Genomic DNA, 25,845 nt, shown 5'->3' with positions numbered 1-25,845 from the left:
CCGCTGCCCCGTCGGTGGGTCTAATGACCGCTCTCCAGAGTCGACCCTAGTCCCCGCGGTCCTTTTGCCTGAGCGATTCCGGGCGGATTGCGCCTTCGGCGTCGGTGAAACCGATCTCTCCCACGGGGGTTGGTCGAGGGTTGAACTATACCGTCCTGCCTGATGAATTGCCAACCGCCAGCTCCACTGCACTCGAACCAACCGGTCTTTGTTGAGTCATCGCCTCCCCATATTTCAGCCACCGGCGCAAAAGCTGATAAATATCAGAAAATCACTCCATTTAGCAGTTTTTTACCCCGATTTACGAAAAACGCTCAAGAAACAGGACACGCCTCCGATAGCCCTCTTAAGTAGCCGGTGAGACCAGCAGGGATATCTATAGTCATACCGGATAAAGCGCGTCTTTATTCGAGGAAATCACGAAATGAAATTTATAGCCAACCTGAAACTCTCCCACAAACTGGCACTCATGGTGCTGGTCCCGCTGATTGTGATGATCGGATTTGCATCCACCCAATCGATCTCTGCCTTCTCGTTGCGCCAGACCACTGTCCAGCTGCAAACCATGAGCGAACTGAGTGTCAATATCAGCAACCTGGTGCATGAATTGCAGAAAGAGCGCGGCATGACCGCCGGCTTCATCGGTAGCGGAGGCAAAAAATTTGGCGACACCATCAAAGGTCAGCGCCAGGAGACGAACAATAAACTCGAAGTACTGAAACACTTCCTTTCCGGGTTCGACAGTTCCGCACTGGGAGCGCAGTTCCAGGACAACCTGGGAAAAACACTGGAGCGCCTGGGTCAGCTTGAGAATAAACGCAACGCGGTCGACGCTTTTACCCTCAAACTCGGTGACGCCCTGGGCTACTACACCGGCAACAATGCGGCATTGCTCGGACTGATCACCACACTGTCCACCCTCAGCCCCGAAGAGGAGCTGGCTATCATGACCGCAGCCTATGCAAACTACCTGCAGGGCAAGGAGCGGGCCGGCATAGAACGTGCGGTCCTCGCCAATGTATTCGGTAAAGGCCAGTTTAGCGGTGGCCTGTTCAATAAATTCATGTCTCTGATCACCGTACAGAACACCTACCGGGACGTCTTTCTCTCCCTCGCAAAAGAGGAGAACAGAGCGCTCTATGAGAACACCCTGCAGGGTGAATTCATCGATGAGACCGAGCGGATGCGCAAAACCGCCATCGATAACGCCTCGTCCGGCAGCTTTGGAATCGATGCGCTCTACTGGTTCAAGATGCAGACAGGCAAGATCAACCTTCTGAAAAAGGTAGAAGACCAGCTCGCGGTGGGATTGGGTATAAAAGCCGATGAACTCAAGGCCGGTGCAACCACGGAGTTGGCGATCTCTCTGCTGGCCGCACTACTGGGGCTTGTGGTATCCACTGGTCTTGGGATCTATGTCGGACGCGGCGTCCGGGAACAGTTGGGCGGAGAACCCGGCCATATCGAAGAGATCGCCAAGCGCATCGCGAACGGCAGCCTCGACATGAAACTGCCGTCTGCAGGGGCAACCGGCATATACGCCGCCATGATCACCATGCAACAGCGGCTGTCGGAAGTCATCGAAAGAGACATTCAGTCTATCGTCGACTCTGCACGCGCCGGCGATCTGAGCAGAAGGGTTCCACTGGAGGGCAAGCAGGGGTTTTATGAAAAACTCAGTTCCGGTGTCAACGACCTGGTGGAAGTCAGTGAGAATGTTATCGACGACACCCAGCGGGTATTTGGCGCGCTCTCCCGGGGGGATCTGAATGAACGTATCGAACGGGAATACAAAGGCTCTTTCGACCAGCTGAAACAGGATGCCAATGCAACCATCCTCAAGATCCAGGAGGTGATAGAGGGAGACATACAGTCACTCGTGGATGCGGCCCGCTCCGGTGACCTGAATCAGCGTATCCAGTTCGACAACAAGCAGGGTTTCTTTGCGACATTGAGTGGAGGCATCAACGAACTGATCGATTCCGTGGAAAATGTTTTCAGTGATATTGCCCAATCCATGCACGACATGGCCAAAGGTGACCTGACCAAACCGATCACGAGAAACTATCAGGGTACTTTCGATGACCTGAAGCAGGACATCAACAAAACCATGGCCAATCTGGAGCAGATAATTACCCAGTTACGTGAATCGGGCGAGGTGATCACCACCGCCTCGGGCGAGATCTCCTCCGGCAACAACAACCTCTCATCCCGTACCGAACAGCAAGCCAGTTCACTGGAGGAGACAGCCTCCAGCATGGAAGAGCTGACCAGCACGGTAAGGAACAATGCCGACAACGCACAACAGGCCAATCAACTGGCCGCCAACGCACGTCGTACCGCAGAGACAGGCGGTGAAGTGGTGAGACAGGCGGTTGAGGCCATGGACGCCATCAACCAATCAAGCAGCAAGATCGCTGAGATCATCGGCGTCATCGATGAGATCGCCTTTCAGACCAATCTGCTGGCCCTCAACGCCTCCGTCGAGGCAGCCAGAGCCGGTGAACAGGGGCGGGGTTTTGCTGTTGTTGCCACAGAGGTTCGCAACCTGGCTGGCCGGAGCGCAACGGCAGCCAAAGAGATCAAAGAGCTGATCCGGGACAGCGGAGAGAAGGTAAAAGTGGGCGCAGAACTGGTCGACCAGTCCGGTGAAAACCTGGATGAGATCGTCAATGGCGTAAAAAAGGTCGGGGACATTGTCTCCGAGATCGCCGCCGCAAGTCAGGAGCAGTCTGCCGGTATCGACCAGGTCAACATGGCGGTAACCAGCATGGACGAGGTGACCCAGCAGAATGCCGCACTTGCGGAAGAGACCTCCGCCGCAGCCGCCTCGATGAGCGAAAAAGCGCAGGAGATGGATCAGCTGATGGGTTTTTTCACAGTCTCCAGATAAACGGAGTTACCGGTTTATTAACTCGGGTTTATGGGTTCAAACCATCCTGAAAAGATGAAGTGTAGTAATGGTGCGCACAGCGCACCCTACGTTCTGCAACCAGTGTGAATCAGATTGCAGGATCTACATTCCCAAGCCCGTCATACTGTGCTTCCCTCACATTTCTTCTCAGTAGTTTTTCCGTAGACTGCCGCTAATTGATTAGATACCCAGCTGCATTTGGAGGTCTTAATGTACAAACGTATCGCGCTTTCCGGTCTCTCTTTTTCCCTTATACTCCTGCTGCTCGCAGGGTGTGGCGGCGGTGACACAGGCACCACAACCGCCAGCCGATTGGATCTTGGCATTACCGACGCGCCGGTAGATGGCGCCGACGCGGTGTGGGTCGAATTCAGCGAGATTGTCATTCAACCTGCCGACGGTGCACGCATCAACATTCTGATGGAGGATGTGGACGGCAACCCCACCCCCAAAAGCATCAACCTGCTCGACCTGCAGGGTGGGGTACGGGATATGCTGTTGGACGGTTATGAGCTTCCCGCAGGCCAATACAGCTGGATCCGTCTCATGGTCAACGCTGAAGCCGACGGTGTACTTGATTCCTATATCGAACTTCCCGGCCCATTGCAGTATGAACTCCAGGTACCCAGTGGATCTCAGACAGGGCTTAAGATAAACACCGGCTTCGAGATTTTAGAGGGTGATACCAACGATCACACCATCGATTTCGACCTGCGCAAATCAGTGCATCAGCCCAATGGGCAGGTGGGGCCTTTGGGACCGGTCTATTTCCTTCGCCCCACCCTACGCCTGGTGAAAACAGCTACCACCGGCACCATTTCAGGCACTGTCGATCCCGTCGTCTTTGCGGATGAGGCCTGTAACGGCAACACAGTGGGTTACGCTGTGTATGTCTTTAGCGGCGCCGGTGAAAACCCCGTTGATGTCAACGTCAACGATCAGACAATAAACAACCCGGTTACCACCGCTGCCATCTCCGACGACGGCAACTTCACCTACACTGCCGCCTACCTGAACGGGGGGACATACACGGTGGCTGCAACCTGTGCGGCTGACCAGGACGACCCGGAACTGGACAATCAACCGGGCAATCAGCAGGCCAATCTCGAGGTTACCTTTGTCGGCACTGCTGACGTCAACGTCACCGCAGGCGCTGAGACACTGCATCCTATTCCCTGATTCATGCGGATCGACTGCTGCAGGTCGGGTTAGATGCGCGTTGCTTCGAACCTGGATTTTACCACCAGACTTTGCGCGCATCGTAACCCGACAAATTGTCGTCGGGTTACATCGCGCACAGAATGTAATACCGGATTGAAGCTTTGTACCGCTGCGCGATTAACCCGACCTACGTTCTGTTGATCTGTCCCAATCGCGCTGTGCCAGCTTTGGCAACTCCCCCACCATCCCCATCGCCCGCCGCACTACGAGCTGTTTGAGCGGACCTGAGTTATCCACCAGACTCAACCCCAGGTTGCGAGCCAACTTGAGGGGCGATACTTCGTTGCTGAAGAAACGTTTGAAAAAATCCATGGCGCCGAGCATGCCCATGTTCGCCCCTTTACGCGCCCGCTCATAACGTCGCAGGGTAGCCAGCGAGCCGATTTGACGTCCAGCCTGCCTGGCCTCAATCAACACCTCCGCCAATTGTGCCGCATCGAGAAAGCCGAGATTCACACCCTGTCCAGCCAGAGGATGGATAGCGTGTGCGGCATCCCCCACCAGGGCCAGCCCTTCACGAATATAGGTCTCCGCATGCCCCAGGCGCAGGGGGAATGCCGCTCTTGGCCCCACCTCAAGCACATCACCCAGCATTCTCTCACTTGCCTGGGTCAGCTCCCGGCAGAAGTCCGCGTCGTCCAGCGCCATCAACTCCCTTGCCAGCAGGGGTGAGGTCGACCAGACGATGGAGCAACGGCCGTCATCGATGGGCAGAAACGCCAGAGGGCCGGTGGGCATGAAACGCTGCCAGGCGGTGTTCTGATGATGCAAGACGGGGCGCACGGTGGCGACAATGGCGTGCTGATCATAGTCCCAGCCACGGGTGCCGATCGCCGCCATCCTGCGGATCAGGGACTCCCGCCCGTCCGCGCCCACAACCAATTTTACCTGCAGAGAGGTGCCGTCCTTCAGTCTCACTGAAGGCCTCGGTCCCATTTCGAGGTCAGCCACTTCAGCCGGACAGAGCCGGGTGACATTGTCATAGGTTGCCAGCCGTTCCCAGAGCGCCCGCTGGGTGACCCTGTTCTCCACGATATGGCCGAGATTGGACTCCCCGACGTCGTGACAGCTGAAGTGGATGCTGCCGTTGCCCCCCGCGTCCCAGACATGCATGTCGGTATAGGGGGAGACGCGTTTTTCGCACATGCGATCCCAGGCGCCCAGGTTTTCCAGCACCTGCTGGGAGGCTCGCGTAAGGGCGGAGACCCGCAGATCAACCTCATCATCCGGCCAGTCGGTTTGCGGCTCACGCAACTCCAGCACGCAGACATCGAAACCGGCATCGGCCATGGCGCAACCAAGGGCGCTGCCCACCATGCCACCACCCACGACAATCAGATCAAAGCTGTCTCGTTGTTCAGACAAGGGGTATACCTCGCGCCAGTCGCGGCAGCCGCCCGTTTAACCCCATGAACTGACGCGCCACCAGATGTTTCAACCCTGGGGCGCTATCCAGCCCAAGCAGCGCGACATTGCGCGCCAGACGTAACGGGGTCAGAGGATTGGCAAACAGGCGGGCCAGAGTATCGGTAATCATAGCCACCGCATTCTGATCCCGCCGCCGCCAGTCGACATAACGCTGCAACAGATCCATGCCGCCGGGATCACCCTGCTCTGCGGACACGTCAGCCAGAAGATCGGCAAGGACAGCAACGTCGCGAATCCCAAGATTGAAACCCTGGCCGGTAACCGGGTGCACCGTATGCGCGGCATTGCCGATCAATGCTATACGGGGACGCACATGCTCATTGGCCTGTCGCAGCTTCAGAGGATAGGCAAAGCGTTTGCCACACTTTGTCAGATGTCCCAGACGATAACCAAAGCGAGCCTGCAAACGTTCCAGGAAAGCGGTTTCGTCCAGCGCCATCAGCTCAGTGACCTGATCATCTTTTGCCGTCCACACCAGAGAGCTACGCCCTTCAGTCATAGGCAACATCGCCAGGGGGCCGGTATCGGTAAACCGTTCATAGGCGACACCCTGGTGAGGCCGTTCGGTGGTAATATTGGCAATGATGGCAGTCTGGCCATAGGCCTGCTCTTTGGATGAAATCGCCAGGCGACCTCTTACCGCTGAATCGCCGCCATCCGCTGCGACCAACAGCGCTGTCCTCACGCGCCTCACCTCGCCTGCCTCCTCCAGATTCACCTCTACGAAATCATCAGAAACGGAAAAGCTTTTCAGACTCGCAGGACAGAGCAGATCGACATCAGGCTCCCGTTCCAGATCCTTGAGCAGGGCCTGTCCCAAAGCGCGGGCAGTGGCGACATAACCCAGCGCCTCCACAGCCTCACCGCGATTGTTGAGCCGGGCAAAACCGAAGTGGCCACGATCAGAGATATGGATATCGGAAATCGGTTCCGCCTCACCGGAGAGACCTTCCCAGACCCCCATACCCTGAAGTATCAATCGGGTCCCCCAGGAGAGGGCGATTACCCGGTCGTCATAGCTCGGCTGGAGATCGGAGTTGAAGGGCCAGGCCTCTACCACACCGATCTTCAACCCCAGCCCATTAATGGAACGGGCAAGACTGGCGCCCACCATTCCGCCACCGATAATAAGAATATCGTAGTCGTCAGCCATTCAAGATGCCATCAGGGTTTCGAGTTCGGCCACCGTCTTGGGCGTATCCTTTGTCAGCAGATCACAACCGTCCTTCGTCACCAACACATCGTCTTCAATCCTGATGCCGATGTTCCACCACTTCTTCGCCACGCCTTTGGTGCCGGATGGGATATACAATCCCGGCTCGATAGTCAGGACCATACCCGGTTCGAGCAGCCGCCAGGCTCCATCGACCTTGTAATCCCCCACATCGTGCACATCCATACCGATCCAGTGACCGGTGCGGTGCGGATAGAATTTCTTGTACTTCTCTTCACGGATCAGCTTGGGTACTGAACCTTTAAGAATGCCCAGCTTGGCCAGGCCCCGGGTCATGGTGCGCACTGCAGCCATGTGGGGATCGTTCCAGTGGTTACCCGGCTTCACCTTGGCGATGGCTGCCTCCTGCGCTGCTAACACCAGTTCATAGAGTTGCCGTTGGGGTTCTGTAAAAACGCCATTCACCGGATAGGTGCGGGTGATGTCGGAGGCGTAACACTCCAGCTCACAACCAGCGTCGATCAACAGCATGTCGCCGTCGCTCAATCGGTCCCGGTTATCGATATAGTGCAATACACAGGCGTTGCCACCGCTGCCAACGATAGGCGTATATGCCTGTTCACGTGTGCCGAGACGGCCACACTCGGCAAGGAACTCCGCCTCCAGCTGATACTCCCAGGCACCCGCACGACAACTCTTCATCACCCGTTTGTGCGCCTTGGCGGATATCTTCGCCGCCTGCCGCATCACCTTGATCTCGGAACGGCTTTTATAGAGCCGCATCTCATGCAGATAGTGATCGAGGGCGATGATCTCCATCGGCCCCTGGCCACCACTGCGGGATTCGCTTCGAATCTGATTGATCCACTCCAGCAGGCGCTTGTCCAGATCCGGACTGCAACCCATGGCATAAAAAACACGGTCGGTCTGCTCCAGCATGCGCGGCAGGATGTCATCGAGATCGCCGATAGGGAAAGAGTCGTCTGCATCGTAATTGTCGCAGGCGCCCTCCTGGCCGGCCCGCGGACCATCCCACTGTTCCATCTTGGGATCACGTTCGCGATTGAAGAGGATATACTCAGCCTGCTTTCTACCGGGAATCAGAACCGCAACTGCTTCCGGTTCAGGAAAACCGGTGAGATAGAAAAAATCACTGTCGGGACGGTAATGGTAGTGCACATCACGGTTGCGCACCTGTAGCGGTGAGGTCGGCAGGATTGCGATACTGCCCGGACCCATGATGCGCATTAATTCACGACGACGCCGCTTGAACTCACTCGCTATCATTACCCTTCTCCCGCTTGCCGGTCAGTGCCTCCCGGATCAGTAACACCGCCACCCGCAGAAACTCCTCCAGCTCGACATAGGCCAGTTCAGCCTCCTCACCCGGTTCAATATCTTCATGGTCGAGGCGGGTAAATTCAGTGAGATCCCGAATCGCTTCTCCTGCCTCATCTTTCAACTGGGCTTCAGTGATACCCGCCAGCCCCAATCCATAGAGATAGCCCTGACACCATTCACTCAATGCCTTGGCGCGCACCTCGATCTCCAGTTCGTCATCCGGCAGAAACGGTGTGAAATTCAGCTCTTCCCCTTCGATGTAACCCTGGGTCGACTGATAGAGCTGGCCCAGCAACTGCCTGGCTTCAACCACCAGAAGATCATCATCCGAGCGATCTTTGAACAGTTCGACAAACCAAGCGGCATGGGCATCAGAATGACCGGCACAGAGTATGCCGCTGATCACCCCATGAATCTCACTCGCGCCAACATCCAGGCCGATGGATTGCAGAACCTGATCAAAGCGTTCGAATTGGGGCATTGCCGGAGTATCGTTCATGCAGATTTTCTTTACTTAACCTAATATTGAAGAAGAATCATAACATGAGCTGTAAAGATTGACCGTTCCCTGAGCGCCCTCTATATTGGGCAGCATGATCGAAGATGAGATGAAAGAGAGCACAGAACTCGACCTCAGAAAGCTTGAGCTTCAGATTGAAGAACTCATCCGGGCCTGCGCCTATCTGAAAGATGAGAATAAATCCCTGCGCGCCCGCCAGGATAGCCTGGTGGCGGAACGCGCCTCTCTGATCGAGAAGACTGAACTCGCCCGCACTCGAGTCGAGGCGATGATCACCCGCCTGAAGTCCATGGAAGCCCCCCAGTGAGTGAGACACAGATCCCCGTCACCGTCCTGATTTTGGATAAGGAGTATCGCGTCACCTGCGAGCCAGTGGAACGTGAGTCTCTGATCGACACCGCACGCTTTCTCGATGACAAGATGCGAGACATCCGTAAAGCGGGACGGGTCATCGGCACCGAACGCATCGCTGTCATGGCCGCGCTCAATATTGCCCACGAACTACTGGAGCAGCGCAACAGCAAATCCAGCGATGTGCAGAATATCTCCCGCCGCATTCAAAATTTGCAGGAGAAGATAGAGATCGCGCTGAATTCAAGCAACCAACTGGAACTTTGACCCATTTAGGTTTAGCCTATAGGTAGATGACCCCTGCCGTGTTCGTTAGTGACCCGGGTATTTTCTTGAGCCTAATTAGTGCCCTGGGAACAAAATGCCGATGCCGGTGTGCATGTCCGCCTCGTAGCGGGAAGCCTGAAGCATCCCTGCTGTTCCCACTTGAACCTACCGGTTCAAGAACAATGGTTTGCGACGGCACATGTGGGGGTTGTCTCTTTCAAATCACTCCCCTGCTCCGATGAACACGAAAGCGCTGCGCCACCTGGCCCGCACCCGACGGCGCCAATTGAGCAATCAGACACGCAAAGCCCACAGCCTGCAGCTGAATCGCCTGGCTTCTGCATATACAGCATTCAGACACAGCCACCGCATCGCTTTCTATTTTGCTGCTGACGGAGAGATGGACCCAGCTCCTCTGGTGAAGCACGCACGCCATTCCGGTAAGCGTTGCTTCTTCCCCGTCCTGCGCAACCGCCCATCGAGCTCCCTTTGGTTCGCGGAACATAAAATAGAAGGCCGACTGAAAAACAATCGATTCGGAATCCCCGAACCAGCATCACACCATAAACATATTTCCATGCCCTGGGGGCTTGACCTGATCTTCGTTCCACTGGTTGCTTTTGACACCCAAGGTAACCGGCTTGGAATGGGGGGCGGCTTCTATGACCGCACACTCGCATTCAGAAAAAATCGTCATCACTGGCCCGGACCAAAACTGGTTGGACTTGCCCATGAGTGTCAAAGGGTCGATGGCCTTCAAGCGAAACCGTGGGACATACAGCTGGATGCGATCATTACCGAGCAGAAAGTTTATTCGTTTCGATAGCAAGAATATTTTCACTGAATGCACACTAAGTACAATCAACTATGCTAAATCATCCAACAAAACAATAAGACCTGCTTTAAGCACTCGACTTCATAAACATCATATCCAACTCACTCTTGTCTTCAGTGCTAAGTCACAAACAACATTCACCACCACTTATAACAGTCATCTTTAATTAACGCTAAAGCGTGTGATTTCACTCTCATCCTCAACTTAAACTCAAGCAACAGACTGTATTAAATAAGAAAAAACGTATTTATTCTGGATTTTTTTTCAAGCTGACTTATACTCAGTGCATCATATGGGGTAGATGTCTCTGGAGGACACATTATGGCGAAGAAAAAAACCGCCAAAAAGAAGACCGCTGTAAAGCGGAAAGTTTCCACCACCAAAAGAGTAGCAGCCAAGAAAAAAGCATCTACCAGGAAAAAGTCGGTAGCCAAAAAGAGCGCCTCAAAGAAAAAGGCAGTCACTAAGAAGAAGGTTGCTGCCAAAAAGAAGACAGTGAAAAAGAGAACCGCCAAGAAAAAGGTTGCTGCCAAAAAGAAGACGGTGAAGAAGCGAGCCGCCAAGAAAAAAGTTGCTGCCAAAAAGAAGACGGTGAAAAAGCGAGCCGCCAAGAAAAAGGTTGCAGCCAAAAAGAAAACGGTGAAAAAGCGAGCCGCTAAGAAAAAGGTTGCAGCCAAAAAGAAAACGGTGAAAAAGCGAGCCGCCAAGAAAAAGGTTGCAGCCAAAAAGAAAACGGTGAAAAAGCGAGCCGCCAAGAAAAAGGTTGCAGCCAAAAAGAAGACAGTGAAAAAGAGAGCAGCTCGGCCGCGCAAGGTCACACCGCGCAAAAAAACCACCAATAAATAGGGTCGATCTGATCACCACCTAAAAAAACGCCCCATGATTCATGGGGCGTTTTTTACATCCCTGCAAAAAAACGCGTCAATCAACACCCGCAAATAGTTGATATGCTGGATTATCACTCTCTTCCCAAAAAGTGTAACCCAGGTCTTTCAGCATTTTCCTGAAATCACCTTTTTCACCCGATGGAATCTGTATACCCATTAGTACACGTCCATAGGCTGAACCGTGATTTCGATAGTGAAACAAACTTATGTTCCAGCGTTTGCCAAGGTTGGCAAGAAAATAGAGTAAGGCACCAGGGCGCTCAGGAAATTCAAACCGCACCAGCATCTCGTTTTCAACACCCTTGGCATGTCCACCCACCATGTAGCGGATGTGTAGTTTTGCAGTTTCATTGTCGGTCATGTCGACAATGGGATAGGATTTCTTCTCAAACCTGGCAACCAACTCCTCCCTCTCCCGATCCCCGTCGCTCAATTCCACACCGACGAATATCTGTGCGGTTCGGTCACTGGCATAACGATAGTTGAACTCAGTGATACTGCGTTTGCCTATTACTTTGCAAAACCGATGAAAGCTTCCCGGCTGCTCAGGAATCTGCACCGCAAAAAGCGCCTCTCTGCGTTCGCCGAATTCCGCTCGCTCGGCAACATGGCGCAGACGATCAAAATTGATGTTGGCACCGCTCTCTATGGCGATCAGGTCAGTCCCTTTGATGCCTTCGCGCTTCACATATTTTTTCAACCCCGCAACCGACAGCGCACCAGCAGGCTCAGCTATAGTTCTCGTGTCGTCAAAAACGTCCTTTATCGCAGCACATATCTCATCTGCATTGACCAAAATCACCTCATCCACAAGCTTGCGGGCCACACGAAAACTCTCTTTTCCTATCTGCCTGACCGCCACGCCATCCGCAAATATTCCCACCTGCTTAAGTTTGACCCTGCGCCCAGCCTCCATCGCCCGATAAAGTGTCGGCGCATCATCCGGCTCAACTCCGATAATCTTCACCTCGGGCCGTACATATTTGACATAGGATGCAATCCCGGCAATCAACCCCCCACCGCCCACCGGAACAAAGATTGCCATCGGCGGCTCCGGATGCTGCCGCAACAACTCCATCCCGATCGTGCCCTGACCCGCAATCACCTCCGGATCATCAAAGGGGTGAATGTAGGTCAATCCCTTCTCCTCCGCTAACTTCTGGGAGTGGGCATAGGCTTCATCATAGGAATCCCCGGCCAATACGATTTTTGCTCCAAGGTTACGTACTGACTGCACTTTGATGGGCGGCGTCGTACGCGGCATGACAATAAGCGCCTGAATTTTCAGCTTGCGGGCCGACAGAGCAACACCCTGGGCATGATTTCCAGCCGATGCAGCAATGATCCCTTTCCCCCTCGCCTCCGGCGAAAGGCTCTGGATCTTGTTATAGGCGCCTCTCAATTTGAATGAGAAGACCGGCTGCAGATCCTCCCGCTTCAAAAAGACCCGGTTCTCCATCCTCGCAGAGAGCAGCGGAGCAAGATCCAGAGGCGTCTCATGTGCCACATCGTAGACCCGCGCACGGAGGATTTTTTCTATATATCGTTGAGGCATTATTCTATTCCAGTGTGAGATTGCCGCACCTGACATGTAACTGTTCAGCACAACTCAATGTAGCTCGGGTTAGTCGCACGTTCGCACAGGGTCCAAATACGGCACTGCAGATTGCGCGCGAAGTTTGGCAACAAAATGATAGTTTGCAGCAATGCGCATCTAACCCAACCTACAAAAAAGCACATTTTCAGGACCAAGCTGAATAGTTACCCTGACATCAATGAGGTGCATCGGTATGATAACCCCCAAAATCCGATAAACGTTAGATAATATCGACAAAGCAGTCAGCCGGGCTTCCAATCCGAATCCCACAACTTGCAGTCGTTAGTTAAGGAGTTAGCGCATGAATGCAGACGACATGAAAAAAATGGCCGCAGAGGCCGCATTGGAGTATGTCGATGGCGGCATCGTCGGGGTAGGTACCGGTTCAACAGTCAACCATTTCATCGACTACCTTGCCACCATCAAGCATAAAATTGATGGCGCAGTTTCAAGCTCCGAAGTTTCGACCGAGCGCATGAAGGGACACGGCATTCCGGTAATGGATCTTAACGCTGCAGGAGAACTCGATATCTATGTGGATGGCGCAGATGAATCCGATCACAATCTGGCCCTCATCAAGGGCGGTGGTGGCGCGTTGACCCGCGAGAAGATCGTCGCGGGCGCCAGCAGAAAGTTTGTCTGCATCGCAGACGGTAGCAAACTTGTGGACATACTGGGCAAGTTCCCCCTGCCGGTGGAGGTCATCCCCATGGCCCGCAGTCATGTGGCCCGCCAACTGGTCAAGCTTGGCGGCACCCCGGTCTGGCGCGAAGATTTCACCACCGACAACGGAAATGTCATCCTGGATGTTCACAATCTGGAGATCATGAAACCCATCGAGATGGAGAACCGCATCAACGCCATCGCCGGCGTAGTCACCACCGGTCTCTTTGCCATGCGCGGTGCAGACGTATTGATCCTTGGCACCGGGGACGGCGTCAAGACAGTGCTGCCCAAATAAGAGGGCCGAGGTTGATAGGGCCAAGGGCCGAGGATCGGAATCTTGATCCTCGGCCCTTTTTTCTTGGGGCAAAAAAAACGGGGCCCGAAGGCCCCGTCTTCAACCACTCACTAAGTAAGACTTAGAAGTTGTGGTTCAGCTGCAGAGAAAGAACGCTGCTGTCGGTGCTGGGTGCACCAGCTGCGTCGTCTACGTCACGAGCATTGTAGAGAACCTGTGCATCGGTACGCTTGCTGAAGCTGAACTGGTAGCCGATAGCATAAGTATCGAAGTCGGTACCTGCAGTGTTGTCGAAGTCAGCAGAACCGTACATGCCCTTGATGCGGTGCATGCCCATGTCGTACGCGCCAGACAGCTGGTAGGTCTTCTTGTCCTCATTGGCGCTACCACCGATGTCGGAACGCGTCTCGTAAACACCAGTCACGCTGATGTTGTTCCAACCCAAAACGCCGCCGCCGATGCGGAACTGAGTCTCGTTCTCAGCAGGTGCGCCGAAGTTATCTTCATCAAGCTGCTCGTAAGCGATGGCACCGTAGAAGGGGCCATTGCTGTACATACCAGCGATGGAGTAAGCATCCTGGAAGTCTTCGGTAGCCAGAGTCTGTACGACTGCACCGGCAACGGTGAAACCAGAGAAAGAGGGAGAGATGTATGCGATGGCGCCGTCAACGCGACGATCCATGAACAGGTTGGTGTGGTTGCCGCCCTGATCGTAGTCAGCTGCGGTATCTGCGAACAGATCCAGCTTGCCGGTGGACATCTTCAGAGGGGTGTCGTGACGACCGGCAACAGCGGTACCGAAACCACCAGCCAGACCAACGAAAGCGTTACGGCCGCTCCAGTTGAATGCAGAACCTGCAGCCATGCCGAACTCCATCTGGTAGATGGCCTTCAGACCGTTGCCCAGATCTTCGGAACCCTTGATGCCGAGACGGGAAGCCTGGTCCTGCATGCCCCATGCATCGATATCAGAATCGTGAGTCCACTTGTCAGAAGCAACACGAACCTTACCGTAGATGGTGGAATCAGCCATGGCAACCGCGGGGGCAACCAGAGCAGCAGCAATTGCGAAAGAAAGGATTTTCTTCATTTTTAAAAAACTCCAAGATGAGTTAGGAATAAATTCTGTACGTTCGCTGACAATATTAGATAAGCCCGCTCTGTATTGCAAGTCTTTTTTGTAAAAAAATCACATGTGGTAATTTTGTTGTAAAATAAACACATCACACCTAAGACAAGCAATTAAAATCCAATGATTCCGTGAGTTACCATCATTTCCTCGAATTCCCAATATAATTTATCCAACAACATCTTTCCGGCATCATGCTCACTTTTTCCTCAGGCACGCTAAAAACAAGCCTTGTGACCTAAATTGCAAATGGGAAAAATAGGGCCGAGGATCGCCACCTTGGCCCTTGGCCCTTGGCCCTTGGCCCTTGGCCCTTGGCCCTTGGCCCTTGGCCCTAAAATAAAAAAACCCGCCAAAGCGGGTTTATTTTATTGGCTGGGGATAGAGGACTCGAACCTCTACAAACGGAGTCAGAGTCCGTTGTCCTGCCATTAGACGAATCCCCAGTAAACTGGCGTTCCGGCGATATGCCTGAACAGAGTCGGATCAGCGCTTGGAGAACTGAGGACGCTTGCGCGCCTTGTGCAGACCGACTTTCTTACGCTCGACCTCACGGGCATCACGCGTCAGGAATCCGGCTTTGCGCAGACCAACATGAAGCGACTCGTCGAATAGATCAAGTGCACGCGCTATGCCATGACGAATGGCGCCCGCCTGGCCAGTAGTGCCACCGCCTTTTACGGTGACCATGATATCAACCTTGTCGAGTGTTGCGGTGACGTCCAGAGGTTGACGCACGACCATACGCGCTGTTTCACGACCAAAATATTCGTCCAGGGGACGACTATTGACAACGATGCTGCCGCTGCCGGAGGTCAGGAAGACCCGGGCTGCTGAACTTTTGCGGCGGCCGGTGCTGTAATGAATATCTGCCATCGGTTTTACCTGATGAAAATGGTGATCAGATGTCCAGCGGCTGTGGCTGCTGGGCCTGATGAGTGTGTTCGGGACCTACAAAGACGCGCAGCTTCTTGAACATGGCGCGGCCCAGAGGATTCTTAGGCATCATGCCCTTGACGGCATGCTGAATCACCCGCTCCGGCGCCTTGTCCAGCAGCTTTTCCAGGCTGATCGACTTAAGGTTGCCTATATAACCGGTGTGATGGTGATATATCTTGCCCGACATCTTGTTGCCGGTCACATGGATCTTCTCCGCGTTGATTACAACGACGTAATCCCCGGTGTCCACATGAGGGGTATATTCAGGCTTATGCTTACCGCGCAGGCGGCGAGCAATTTCAGTGGAGAGGCGACCGAGCGTCTTGTCGGTTGCGTCCACGAGGTACCAGGTGCGGCGTACCTCAGCCGGTTTTGCACTAACGGTTGTCATACCGAGTCGCTCCAATGGAGAACTATTATCGTCCGAAAAAGACGGCGAATAGTACCGGATGATCAGACAGGAAACAAGACCTCATTCGCCGCCGGCAAAAAAAAAGCGCAGCGGAGGACGTTGCGCTTAAATATAGCCACCATTTTAGGAGGATGGAGGAGTACTGACACTTGCCATCAGCAGGTAATCAGTATGTTAGAATTATCTGATATTATTATCGACATGTCAAGCTCAGCGAGCAACCTGGCCAACATCTCTTTGGACTTTCCCCTCCGGGTCTGAAAAAATTGCGCCCTTTCCCGACAACACAATAAACCTTATAAGAAAAGAGATGCTGATCGACTCACTTGCCATTCTCGTTGGACTTGCCATCCTGGTTTGGGGTGCCGATCGCTTTGTCATCGGCGCCGCCGCTCTGGCCAGCAACCTGGGTGTGTCTGCGATGCTGATCGGACTCACCATTGTCGGCTTCGGCACATCCGCACCGGAGATTCTGGTCTCGGTCGTCTCATCGCTCGATGGCAATCCCGGCCTCGCAATCGGTAACGCACTGGGTTCGAATATCGCCAACATCGGCCTGATCCTTGGCACTACCGCGCTTATCGTGCCTCTTACCGTCCACTCCAGCGTATTAAAGAGGGAGTACCCCCTGCTGCTGGGCGTGACCGGCCTCAGCCTGCTGCTCATGCTGGACGGAGATCTGAGCCGACTCGACGGTCTCATCCTGATTGTCGTCCTGATCGCCGTGCTCGGTTGGATGATCCGCATCGCAAAAACCGGCTCTCCAACCGACCCGATAGCCGACGAGTTCGATGCCGAAATCCCTCACGACATGCCCACCCGTCGCGCGATCTTCTGGCTGGTACTCGGGCTTATCTGCCTGCTGGTAAGTTCGCGCATGCTGGTCTGGGGGGCAGTCAATATCGCCACCACTTTCGGCATCAGCGATCTGGTGATCGGCCTGACCATCGTCGCCCTGGGCACCAGTCTGCCCGAGCTGGCGGCAAGCATTGCCAGCGCCCTCAAGGGGGAGGAGGACCTTGCCATCGGCAACATCATCGGTTCCAACCTCTATAATCTGTTGGCGGTCCTGAGCCTGCCGGGACTGATTGCGCCGGGAGTCTTTTCCGAAGCCGCACTCTACCGGGACCAACCCATGATGATCGGACTGACCCTTGCGCTCTTTGCCATGGGCTATGGTTTTGGGAAACTAAAGGGGCAGATCAACCGCATTGAAGGCTTTTTGCTGCTGCTCGCTTTTATCGGCTATCAGACACTGCTGTTTTTTACGTTAAGCTAGCGCATGGACACAGAGGTTCGCTGAAGACCGGTTCGAACTCGCGTAACCGACAAATACAGCCTGCTGTCTGATCCGCTACGCTTGATCATGCCTGCGAACGGCTGTTTTTCACGTTAAATCAAGAGAGATCAATGAGACAAGGCAAACCGATCACCCTGGAAGAGGCCGGCAGACTCCGGAGCCTGGGACTTGCAGTGATCGAAACCGAGGCTGCCGCCATCTCATCGCTGGCTGCACGCATCGACGACGATTTCGCCCGCGCCTGCAGCTATATGATCGAGTGTCCCGGCCGCATAGTGGTAATCGGCATGGGAAAATCAGGGCACATCGGCAGCAAGATCGCCGCTACCCTCGCCAGCACCGGCAGCCCCGCTTTTTTCGTCCATCCAGGTGAAGCCAGCCATGGCGATCTCGGCATGATCACCAGCGGCGATGTGGTGCTTGCACTCTCGAATTCAGGGGAGACCGGCGAACTGCTGACCATCCTGCCATTGATAAAGCGCCTCGGTGTGCCGCTCATCAGCATGACCGGCAACCCGAAATCCACACTGGCATGCGAAGCGGAAGTCAGCATCGATGTCAGCGTGGAGAAGGAAGCCTGTCCGTTGGGTCTCGCCCCCACCTCCAGTACAACCGCTGCACTGGTAATGGGTGACGCCATGGCGATCGCCCTGCTTGAGACGCGGGGTTTTACCGCCGAGGACTTCGCCCTCTCCCATCCTGGTGGCAGTCTAGGACGGCGTCTGCTGCTGCATATCGGTGATATCATGCACACCGGGGATGCGATTCCAAAGGTCTCCACCGATGCCAGCCTAAACGCAGCACTGATCGAGATGTCTTCCAAAAGCCTCGGCATGACTGCAGTCGTCGACGGGCAAGGAGATTTGGCAGGAATCTATACCGATGGGGATCTGCGCCGCACCCTCGACCACAGAGTGAACATTCACGAAGCGGGCGTGTCGGAGGTGATGACCGTGAACTGTAAAACGGTGGTGCCGGAGATGCTCGCTGCCGAAGCCCTGCAGTTGATGGAAGAGAACAAGATCAGCGGCCTGCTGGTGGTAAACGGACGAGGTGAACTGGTCGGCGCATTCAACATGCACGACCTGCTGCGCGCAGGCGTTATGTAGAACAGGGCCTAGGTTAATAGGGCCGAGGGCCTAGGAAGGGATAAGAGGTACAACTTACCCTTGGTCCTTGGCCCTTGGCCCTTGGCCCTATTAACCTCGGCCCTAACAAACCGGAGAGAGAAAGTGCAGGACATCCAGGAAAAGGCTCGCAACATCAAGCTGGTCATATTCGATGTCGACGGTGTACTCACCGACGGCAGTCTGTTCCTCGGCGATGACGGGCAGGAGTACAAGGCGTTCAACTCCCAGGATGGCCACGGCATGAAGATGCTGCAGGCCAGCGGTGTAGAGATCGGCATCATCACCGGCCGCTCCTCGGAAGTGGTGCGCATCCGCATGGATAGCCTGGGGATCAAACACGTCCACCAGGGCAAGCTGGATAAACTACCCACCTATCTCCAGTTGCGGGATCGGCTCGGCCTGAGAGACGAAGAGGTCGCCTATGTGGGGGACGACGTGGTCGATCTGCCCATCATGCGCCGCGTCGGTCTCGCCATTGCGGTCAATGACGCACACCCCTTCGTGCTCCAGCATGCCCACTGGCAAACCCCGCATGCGGGGGGTCGCAGCGCCGGACGGGATGTCTGCGAACTACTGATGGACGCCCAGGGCAATCTTCAGTCTGCGCTGGAAAGCTACCTTTAAGCCGTTACACTGGTGAATCGTCATACGCTCTCCATCGTCCTGTTCACTGCCGCCATCGCAGGATTGAGTTGGTGGCTGGCCGAGATAACAGAACCGAAACAGCAGCGCCAGCAGGTCGCGGGACACCACCCCGACTACTACGCCGAAGATCTCACGATCACCACCTATAGTGAGACAGGCAGCCCAAAACACCGTCTGGTAACGGAGCACCTGGTCCACTTCATGGACGATGACAGCGCAGAATTGGAACATCCGCATCTGTGGATGTTCGATCCAGTCACCCCGCCTTGGAAGCTGCGCGCTGAGCAGGCTCGTATCACCAACAATGGCGAAGACATCTTCCTTCCCGGCAAGGTATCCATTGACCGGGAGGGGCAGGGGAAAAACCGCCCCTATCACATCATCACCTTCGACCTGAAGGTGCAACCCAAACTCTCCTACGCCGAAACCGATGGCGCATTCCGTCTCGATAGTCGCCAGGACTGGGTCACCTCCATCGGCATGCGGGGCTGGTTCAAAGAACCCGCCAGAATCAAACTACTATCCGAGGTACGAAGCCGTTATGAAACCCAATAACCGGCTCTTGAGTCTGCTGCTCGTTCTCTCCCTGTCCATGCCGGCCATCAGCCTCGCACTCAGTACAGATAAAGATCAGCCGATGTATCTGGAGGCAGACAGCGTGGACATCGATGACGCCAAAGGCGTCAGCATCTACGAGGGCAACGTGGTCATCACCCAAGGCAGCACCAAACTGTGGGCCGACAAAATATGGGTCTATCGTGTTGACGGCGAAACAGAAAAGGTCTTCGCCATCGGCAAGCCGGTACGCTTTCAGCAGCGCATGGACGACAGCGACGAGACGGCTCGCGGACAGGCGCTACGGACCGAATACTATGCCAGGAAGGATGAGATCTACCTGATCGGGGAGGCGCTGCTGGAACAGGGCAAGGATCAGTTTCGCAGCGACCGCATCACCTACCTGCGCGGAAAATCCCAGGTCAAGGCAGGCGCCAGCGCCGAAGGCAAAAAGCGGGTCCGTGTGGTCATAGAACCCAAAAAAGATAAACCATGACCCAGTTGCTCGCCACCAACCTGGAGAAGCAGTACCGCGGCCGCAAGGTGGTTGACCGGATTTCCCTGGAGGTCGACAAGGGCGAGGTGGTCGGACTGCTCGGTCCCAACGGGGCAGGCAAGACCACCAGTTTTTACATGATCGTGGGTCTGATCCCGGCGGACGACGGTAGCGTCATGGTAGACGGACGTGAGGTCACCGACCTGCCGATGCACAGCCGCGCCCGGCTCGGTATCGGCTATCTTGCCCAAGAGCCTTCGATCTTTCGGCGGCTCTCTGTGGAAAACAACATCCTGGCCATCCTGGAGACCCGCAAATCGTTGAAAAAAGCGGGACGCCAGGAGATCTGCGACAGACTGCTCGATGAGTTCGGTATCGCCCATCTGCGGGATAATATGGCCATGAGCCTCTCCGGCGGCGAACGACGGAGACTTGAGATCGCCCGGGCACTCTCCATCGAACCCCGTTTCGTGCTACTGGACGAGCCCTTCGCCGGGGTTGATCCCATCGCGGTGCTGGAGATCAAAAAGATCATTCTGCATCTGAAAGAGCGTGGCATTGGCGTACTGATCACCGACCATAATGTGCGGGAGACCCTCGACATCTGTGATCGCGCCTACATCATAAACGCAGGCAGTGTGCTGGCAGAGGGGACGCCCCAGGATCTCCTGGCAAACCCTGAAGTTCGCTCTGTCTACCTGGGAGAGCATTTTTCCATGTAATGAAGAGAGGAATTTTTCCACAAAATTCAAGCGGTTACTCGTCTCGATTCAGATATCACGCCAGCTGCCGACAAGTTCAATAACGATTTCATGATCCAGAACAACTGAAAGCTGCGATAAAGTTTTCCGCACCTTCTGTTTTTGGCTAGAATGAAATCAGGAAATACATACAAATAACGTACCAGGTTTTATGGACCTAATCACCTGCAGATGAAGCAAACCCTTCAGCTCCGACTCGGACAGCACCTCACAATGACACCACAGCTGCAACAGGCTATCCGCCTGTTACAGCTGTCCACGCTCGACCTCTCCCAGGAGGTACAGGAGGCCCTGGAGACAAATCCGCTTCTGGAGACGGAAGAGGAGTTTGAGCGATTCAGCCAGAATAGTGACGAAACGGCGCAGAAACCTGAAAAACAGGAATCCACCGCCGAACAGCTCAATGACACAAACAACGAACGCGAGGTTCAGACAGAATCCCCGGAGATGCCGGAAGAACTGCCCGTGGACAGCGAATGGACCGATGTCTACGATAGCTATACGCCACCCTCCAACAACAGCTCTGCCGAGAGTATGGACAGCGATTTCCTGGCTCAGCGAGGGCAGGCACAAACTCTGCAGGACCATCTGCTCTGGCAGTTGAACCTCACCCCTTTCTGTCCTACCGATCGCGTCATCGCCACCATGATCATCGATGGCATCAATGAAGACGGCTATCTCGCCACCAGCCCCGAAGAGATCCTCGATGCGCTGGAGGACGAGGAGATGACTCTGGAGGATGTGGAAGCGGTGCTCCATCGAATTCAGGCATTCGATCCACCCGGGGTGGCCGCGCAGGACCCCCGTGAGTGCCTGCTGATTCAGCTGCGGCAGCTGCCAGAAGATACGCCATACCGGCAGCCGACCATCCGCCTCTGCGAGGACTTCTTCAAACTGCTCGCCGCTCAGGACCAGGCTCAGATCAAACGCCGCATGAAGGTTACGGACGACGAGCTCAGCAGCATGACCCAACTGATTCGTACCCTGCACCCCCATCCCGGCAGCCAGATCGCCGAGTCGGAACCTCAATATGTCATTCCCGACGTCTTTGTCACCCGGCACAACGGTACCTGGCGTGTGGCACTAAACCCGGAAGCTGCCCCCCGCCTGCGGGTCAATACAGACTATGCCAAGCTGATCCGCCGCGCCGACTCGGGTAAAGACAACACCTTCCTGAAAAATCACCTGCAGGAGGCCCGCTGGTTCATCAAGAGCCTGCTGAGCCGCAACGACACGATCCTGCGGGTTGCCTCCAGAATCGTCGAGGTCCAACAGGGCTACTTCGAACACGGCGCCGAGGCGATGAAACCCCTGGTGCTGCGAGATATCGCCGAAGCGCTGGAGATGCATGAGTCGACCATTTCACGGGTCACCACGCAGAAATATATGCACACACCCCGTGGCACCCTGGAGTTTAAATACTTCTTCTCCAGCCATGTCAGCACCAGCGCCGGCGGCGAGTGCTCAGCCACTGCAATCCGCGCTTTGATCAAAAAACTGATTGCCGCCGAAAAGCAGACAAAGCCGCTCAGCGACAATAAAATCGCCACTATACTGTCAGAACAGGGCATCAATGTTGCCCGCAGGACAGTGGCAAAATACCGCGAGTCGATGACGATTCCGCCATCGAACGAGCGTAAACGCCTGGTATGAATACAGGCAGAATGATGGAAAATCCCATCGGAAACAGGAGTTAACTATGCAAATTAGCCTGACCGGTCATCACATCGATATTACTGACTCTCTGAAAGACTACGTCGACATCAAACTAGAAAAACTGGAACGTCACTTCGACAACGTCACCAATGTGCATGTCATCCTCAGTGTGGAGAAACTGCGTCAGAAGGCGGAGGCGACACTGCACATCAACGGCGCGCATGTTTTCGCGGACTCCGTGCAGGAGGATATGTATGCAGCCATCGATTCCTTGATCGACAAACTCGACCGCCAGGTAATCAAACACAAGGAGAAACAGAAAAATCATCGTGGCAGTGGCGTGGATCTCAAATACGCTACCGAAGAATAGACGCGAAGCGAGGTCTGCATGTTTCCCGACGGCTTTATTGTTGAGGAACGCATCGGTTGTCAGATCGAAGCCAGCAGCAAGAAGCGAGTGCTGGAGGAACTCGGCCAACGTCTGGCCGGTGAGATTCCAGCGCTGACTCAGGACATGGTCTTCGACAGCCTGCTGCAGCGTGAGCGTCTGGGCAGTACCGGGCTGGGCCGGGGCATCGCCCTGCCCCACGCCCGCATGCCACAGGTAAGAAACGCGATCGGCGCTTTCATCCAGCTCCAGGGGGGAGTCGATTTCGACGCTGTGGATGGGCAGCCGGTCGACCTGGCCTTTGCCATGCTGGTGCCGGAAGAGGCGACTGAAGTGCACCTGCAGCTTCTGGCCAAATTGGCTGCCATGTTCAGCGACGCCGGTTTCTGTGACAAACTACGGAAAACTGAAACGGCAGAGGATATTTTCGAACTCATCCGTCTGCGGGATGGTGCCAGCACCGGTCAATGAACCCACCCGTCACCCTTTATGATCTGATCAGCCAGTACGGTACAGAGCTGGCGCTCAGCTGGTTCCGCGGCCGGCAGTCTGTTGATCGCCATATTCACCCGGTGGATGCGCAGGATGATACCCAGCCCCCGGTGGGTCCGATGAACATGATCCGGCCCAATCGGATACAGGTCATAGGCCCACAGGAGCAGCGGCACCTGCAGTCGCTTGACGAGGCCCACCACCGAAAAAGCCTCAAACGACTATTCGACGCCAATCCAGCAGCCATCATCTTTTCCAACGGCTGTACTCCCAGCAAAGATTGCTTCCAACTCGCCACAAAAAACGGCATCCCCCTCCTGATCACGCCGACGGAAGACCATGAGATCATCACTCGGTTGCAGCACCTGCTCAATCAACGCAAATCCGAAACCACTCTGGTACATGGTGTTTTCCTGGAAGTACTGGGCAAAGGTGTCCTGCTGAGCGGCGATGCAGCGGCAGGTAAAAGTGAGCTGGCCCTGGCACTGATCTCCAGGGGACATCGTCTGGTAGCCGACGATGCCACCGAGATCACCCGCATCGACAACAAAACGCTAAGCGGCAGCTGCCCTCCGGTATTGAAGGATTTTCTGGAGGTCCGGGGCCTCGGCATCCTCAATATCCGCGTCATGTTCGGAAACTGCGCCGTCAAACCCCGAAAGAACCTGCATCTGATCATTGATCTGCAGTGTCTCGACGACGATGAGGTAGCGGAGATGGACAGACTCCAGGGCAACCATTCATTGAAAAATCTGCTCGGCGTCGACATCCACCAGACAATGCTGCCGGTGGCGGCAGGGCGCAATCTGGCGATTTTGGTGGAAACCGCGGTCAGACAACACCTGCTACGTATCGATGGTTACAATGCGGCTGAGGATTTTGCCCAGCGGCAACGCCGTTTCATCGACCAGCAGCAGGATTAACCCAAATTTCAGTGCAAAATATCTGCTGCGGGATAGGCTTTTAATTTGTAATATGTCACTCCAGTTTTTTATCTGGCGACAGATTGCGCTACCCTACCCATATTGCAGCCTCCAAAATAATACCAACGTGCAGTAAACCATGACAGCTGGCACCAAACTTCTCATCCTTACCGGACTCTCGGGTTCAGGAAAATCCATCGCCTTGCACACCCTGGAAGACCTGGGTTACTACTGCATCGACAACCTGCCGGTCTGCCTCTTTGAGGCTTTCTCCAAGCATCTGATCGAAGCACCGGAAGCGGCATTTCAATCCTCCGCAGTCGGTATCGACGCCCGCAGCCAACCCGATAAACTGGGCAGACTGCCCAAGATGGTCGCCAAGATGCGTGAGCAAGGCATCAACTGCGAGATGATATTTCTCGAGGCGCAGAGCGACACCCTGATCAAACGCTTCAGTGAGACACGCCGGAAACACCCGCTCTCCACTGCGGACATCTCCCTGGATGAGGCCATCAAGCGTGAACGGGTTCTGCTCGAGCCCCTGATCAGCAACGCCGACCTCTGTATAGACACCACCCACACCAATCTACATGAACTGCGGGACCTGATTCGTGGCCGGGTGAGCGGAGACAAACAGCAGGTGTCACTGCTGGTTGAGTCCTTCGGCTTCAAACATGGCGTGCCTCGTGATATCGACTTCGTCTTCGACGTGCGTTGCCTGCCCAACCCGCATTGGCAAGCAGAGCTGAGGCCCTTCACAGGTCTCGACGGACCGGTAGCACAATTTCTGGAAAACAGCGAAGACACCAGGCAGATGCGAGATGACCTGATCCGTTTTCTGGAGGAGTGGATACCCCGTTTCGAGGCGGACGGGCGCAGCTATCTCACCATCGCCATCGGCTGCACCGGCGGTCAGCATCGATCGGTTTTCATTACCGACCAACTCTTTCGCCATTTCAAATCCCAGGGCCACAAGATACTGAGCCGTCACCGGGAGCTGTCATGAGTATCGGCCTGCTGATCATCACCCATAACCAGGTCGGACACACCCTGCTGCAGACAGCCGTCAACATGATGGGCGTCTGTCCACTCTCCACCGAGGCACTGGCGGTCACCACCGACTGCGATCCGGATGAATTGCGCACCACGACCCAGAAGCTGATCGCCCAGCTGGATCAGGGAGATGGTGTACTGGTACTCACCGACATGTACGGCTCCACCCCGAGTAATATCGCTTACGATCTGCTGGATGAGGGACGAATCAACGTGGTGGCAGGCATCAATCTTCCGATGCTGGTACGGGTACTGAACTATGCACCGCTCGACCTGAAAGAGCTCACCAGCAAGGCGATCAGTGGCGGCAAGGACGGCATTGTCTGTTGCCGCATACCGGAAACGGCATAGATCCTGAATAGACATCACCATTCAGCTCGACTGTGAAGCTGGGCTTGTTACTGTTGCAGGCGTAGGCCCGATCAGGCGTAGCGGATCGGGCGATCCAGGCTTGATAGAACACAAATAAC

Annotated in this window: 27 protein-coding genes, 1 tRNA gene, 1 other RNA gene and 1 riboswitch; of the genes, 20 read left to right on the top strand and 9 right to left on the bottom strand. The window is 55.0% G+C overall.

All coding sequences use genetic code 11. The annotated features are described in order from the left end of the window. Positions 1–46 precede the first annotated feature (46 nt). Positions 47–133, bottom strand: a riboswitch (glycine riboswitch). Positions 134–1,183: 1,050 nt separating this feature from the next. Both HPY30_10595 and HPY30_10590 read left to right on the top strand, forming a co-directional pair. Continuing rightward, on the top strand, positions 1,184–2,893 hold the full coding sequence (locus HPY30_10595; protein QYZ67999.1) for a methyl-accepting chemotaxis protein: 1,710 nt from the start codon (positions 1,184–1,186) through the stop codon (positions 2,891–2,893). 231 nt (positions 2,894–3,124) lie between these two features. Continuing rightward, the gene (locus tag HPY30_10590) at positions 3,125–4,093 is read left to right on the top strand and encodes a DUF4382 domain-containing protein (protein ID QYZ66400.1); all 969 of its coding nucleotides are present in this window, start codon (positions 3,125–3,127) and stop codon (positions 4,091–4,093) included. A gap of 159 nt (positions 4,094–4,252) precedes the next feature. Here HPY30_10590 and HPY30_10585 read toward each other — a convergent pair whose 3' ends face one another. From HPY30_10585 to HPY30_10570, 4 genes are read right to left on the bottom strand one after another with little or no spacing between them, the layout of a single operon-like run. Continuing rightward, positions 4,253–5,500 (bottom strand): UbiH/UbiF/VisC/COQ6 family ubiquinone biosynthesis hydroxylase, encoded by a 1,248-nt coding sequence (locus tag HPY30_10585; protein ID QYZ66399.1) that lies wholly within the window; start codon positions 5,498–5,500, stop codon positions 4,253–4,255. After that, on the bottom strand, positions 5,493–6,716 hold the full coding sequence (gene ubiH / locus HPY30_10580; GenBank protein QYZ66398.1) for a 2-octaprenyl-6-methoxyphenyl hydroxylase: 1,224 nt from the start codon (positions 6,714–6,716) through the stop codon (positions 5,493–5,495). Before ubiH ends, HPY30_10585 begins: the two co-directional genes overlap by 8 nt. Beyond that, on the bottom strand, positions 6,717–8,024 hold the full coding sequence (locus HPY30_10575) for a M24 family metallopeptidase (protein QYZ66397.1): 1,308 nt from the start codon (positions 8,022–8,024) through the stop codon (positions 6,717–6,719). Then, positions 8,011–8,577, bottom strand: coding sequence for a UPF0149 family protein (locus tag HPY30_10570; GenBank protein QYZ66396.1), 567 nt, complete (start codon positions 8,575–8,577; stop codon positions 8,011–8,013). The genes HPY30_10575 and HPY30_10570 overlap by 14 nt, the downstream gene beginning before the upstream one ends. Before the next feature lie 109 nt (positions 8,578–8,686). On the opposite strand from HPY30_10570, the gene HPY30_10565 reads away from it, so the two are divergent. The 5 genes from HPY30_10565 (at position 8,687) to HPY30_10545 (ending at position 10,897) form a co-directional block, all read left to right on the top strand. Continuing rightward, positions 8,687–8,905 (top strand): TIGR02449 family protein, encoded by a 219-nt coding sequence (locus tag HPY30_10565; protein QYZ66395.1) that lies wholly within the window; start codon positions 8,687–8,689, stop codon positions 8,903–8,905. After that, the gene (locus tag HPY30_10560; GenBank protein QYZ66394.1) at positions 8,902–9,216 is read left to right on the top strand and encodes a cell division protein ZapA; all 315 of its coding nucleotides are present in this window, start codon (positions 8,902–8,904) and stop codon (positions 9,214–9,216) included. Before HPY30_10565 ends, HPY30_10560 begins: the two co-directional genes overlap by 4 nt. A 27-nt stretch (positions 9,217–9,243) precedes the next feature. Further along, a non-coding RNA gene (ssrS, locus tag HPY30_10555) (6S RNA) lies at positions 9,244–9,428 on the top strand. Positions 9,429–9,454: 26 nt separating this feature from the next. Continuing rightward, the gene (locus tag HPY30_10550; protein QYZ66393.1) at positions 9,455–10,042 is read left to right on the top strand and encodes a 5-formyltetrahydrofolate cyclo-ligase; all 588 of its coding nucleotides are present in this window, start codon (positions 9,455–9,457) and stop codon (positions 10,040–10,042) included. 330 nt (positions 10,043–10,372) lie between these two features. Continuing rightward, entirely contained in the window at positions 10,373–10,897 is a 525-nt protein-coding gene (locus HPY30_10545) for a histidine biosynthesis protein HisIE (protein ID QYZ66392.1), read from the top strand. 75 nt (positions 10,898–10,972) lie between these two features. On the opposite strand, the gene ilvA is transcribed toward HPY30_10545, so the two are convergent. Beyond that, positions 10,973–12,493 carry a threonine ammonia-lyase, biosynthetic gene (gene ilvA / locus HPY30_10540; GenBank protein QYZ66391.1) on the bottom strand — a complete coding sequence of 507 codons (1,521 nt, stop codon included), beginning with the start codon at positions 12,491–12,493 and terminating at the stop codon, positions 10,973–10,975. A gap of 343 nt (positions 12,494–12,836) precedes the next feature. Between ilvA and rpiA the strand changes: the two genes are divergently transcribed. Continuing rightward, positions 12,837–13,496: a ribose-5-phosphate isomerase RpiA gene (rpiA, locus tag HPY30_10535; protein QYZ66390.1), complete on the top strand. Its 660-nt coding sequence runs from the start codon at positions 12,837–12,839 to the stop codon at positions 13,494–13,496. A 121-nt stretch (positions 13,497–13,617) separates the two neighbouring features. Here rpiA and HPY30_10530 read toward each other — a convergent pair whose 3' ends face one another. The 4 genes from HPY30_10530 to rplM form a co-directional block, all read right to left on the bottom strand. After that, positions 13,618–14,586: a porin gene (locus tag HPY30_10530; protein ID QYZ66389.1), complete on the bottom strand. Its 969-nt coding sequence runs from the start codon at positions 14,584–14,586 to the stop codon at positions 13,618–13,620. Between the two features lie 411 nt (positions 14,587–14,997). Continuing rightward, positions 14,998–15,071: transfer RNA gene (locus HPY30_10525), tRNA-Gln, on the bottom strand. Positions 15,072–15,111: 40 nt separating this feature from the next. Continuing rightward, positions 15,112–15,501, bottom strand: coding sequence for a 30S ribosomal protein S9 (gene rpsI / locus HPY30_10520; protein QYZ66388.1), 390 nt, complete (start codon positions 15,499–15,501; stop codon positions 15,112–15,114). 25 nt (positions 15,502–15,526) lie between these two features. Next, positions 15,527–15,955 carry a 50S ribosomal protein L13 gene (gene rplM / locus HPY30_10515; protein ID QYZ66387.1) on the bottom strand — a complete coding sequence of 143 codons (429 nt, stop codon included), beginning with the start codon at positions 15,953–15,955 and terminating at the stop codon, positions 15,527–15,529. Positions 15,956–16,286: 331 nt separating this feature from the next. Between rplM and HPY30_10510 the strand changes: the two genes are divergently transcribed. From HPY30_10510 to HPY30_10455, 12 genes are all read left to right on the top strand, one after another. Further along, positions 16,287–17,255 carry a calcium/sodium antiporter gene (locus tag HPY30_10510; protein ID QYZ66386.1) on the top strand — a complete coding sequence of 323 codons (969 nt, stop codon included), beginning with the start codon at positions 16,287–16,289 and terminating at the stop codon, positions 17,253–17,255. A 131-nt stretch (positions 17,256–17,386) separates the two neighbouring features. Beyond that, positions 17,387–18,385, top strand: a complete 999-nt coding sequence (locus HPY30_10505; GenBank protein ID QYZ66385.1) for a KpsF/GutQ family sugar-phosphate isomerase — start codon at positions 17,387–17,389, stop codon at positions 18,383–18,385. Positions 18,386–18,508: 123 nt separating this feature from the next. Continuing rightward, the gene (gene kdsC, locus HPY30_10500) at positions 18,509–19,030 is read left to right on the top strand and encodes a 3-deoxy-manno-octulosonate-8-phosphatase KdsC (protein ID QYZ66384.1); all 522 of its coding nucleotides are present in this window, start codon (positions 18,509–18,511) and stop codon (positions 19,028–19,030) included. Positions 19,031–19,042: 12 nt separating this feature from the next. Further along, a complete protein-coding gene (lptC, locus tag HPY30_10495; protein ID QYZ66383.1) occupies positions 19,043–19,606 on the top strand; it encodes an LPS export ABC transporter periplasmic protein LptC in 564 nt (187 codons plus the stop codon). Positions 19,607–19,613: 7 nt separating this feature from the next. Next, positions 19,614–20,102 (top strand): lipopolysaccharide transport periplasmic protein LptA, encoded by a 489-nt coding sequence (lptA, locus tag HPY30_10490; protein QYZ67998.1) that lies wholly within the window; start codon positions 19,614–19,616, stop codon positions 20,100–20,102. Further along, a complete protein-coding gene (lptB, locus tag HPY30_10485) occupies positions 20,099–20,824 on the top strand; it encodes an LPS export ABC transporter ATP-binding protein (GenBank protein ID QYZ66382.1) in 726 nt (241 codons plus the stop codon). Before lptA ends, lptB begins: the two co-directional genes overlap by 4 nt. Before the next feature lie 210 nt (positions 20,825–21,034). Continuing rightward, the gene (locus tag HPY30_10480) at positions 21,035–22,516 is read left to right on the top strand and encodes an RNA polymerase factor sigma-54 (GenBank protein QYZ66381.1); all 1,482 of its coding nucleotides are present in this window, start codon (positions 21,035–21,037) and stop codon (positions 22,514–22,516) included. Between the two features lie 46 nt (positions 22,517–22,562). Further along, entirely contained in the window at positions 22,563–22,889 is a 327-nt protein-coding gene (gene raiA, locus HPY30_10475; GenBank protein QYZ66380.1) for a ribosome-associated translation inhibitor RaiA, read from the top strand. A gap of 18 nt (positions 22,890–22,907) precedes the next feature. Beyond that, positions 22,908–23,378 (top strand): PTS IIA-like nitrogen regulatory protein PtsN, encoded by a 471-nt coding sequence (gene ptsN, locus HPY30_10470; protein ID QYZ66379.1) that lies wholly within the window; start codon positions 22,908–22,910, stop codon positions 23,376–23,378. After that, positions 23,375–24,322, top strand: a complete 948-nt coding sequence (gene hprK, locus HPY30_10465; protein QYZ66378.1) for an HPr(Ser) kinase/phosphatase — start codon at positions 23,375–23,377, stop codon at positions 24,320–24,322. Before ptsN ends, hprK begins: the two co-directional genes overlap by 4 nt. A 139-nt stretch (positions 24,323–24,461) precedes the next feature. Beyond that, positions 24,462–25,328 carry an RNase adapter RapZ gene (gene rapZ / locus HPY30_10460; GenBank protein QYZ66377.1) on the top strand — a complete coding sequence of 289 codons (867 nt, stop codon included), beginning with the start codon at positions 24,462–24,464 and terminating at the stop codon, positions 25,326–25,328. Further along, the gene (locus HPY30_10455; protein ID QYZ66376.1) at positions 25,325–25,726 is read left to right on the top strand and encodes a PTS fructose transporter subunit IIA; all 402 of its coding nucleotides are present in this window, start codon (positions 25,325–25,327) and stop codon (positions 25,724–25,726) included. Before rapZ ends, HPY30_10455 begins: the two co-directional genes overlap by 4 nt. The last annotated feature ends 119 nt before the right edge of the window (positions 25,727–25,845 follow it).

The organism is Gammaproteobacteria bacterium (ex Lamellibrachia satsuma) (genome assembly GCA_019623805.1).
GTDB lineage: Bacteria > Pseudomonadota > Gammaproteobacteria > Chromatiales > Chromatiaceae > QGON01.
Note: the sequence above shows the minus strand (reverse complement) of the source record. Positions and strands in the feature narration are given on the sequence as shown.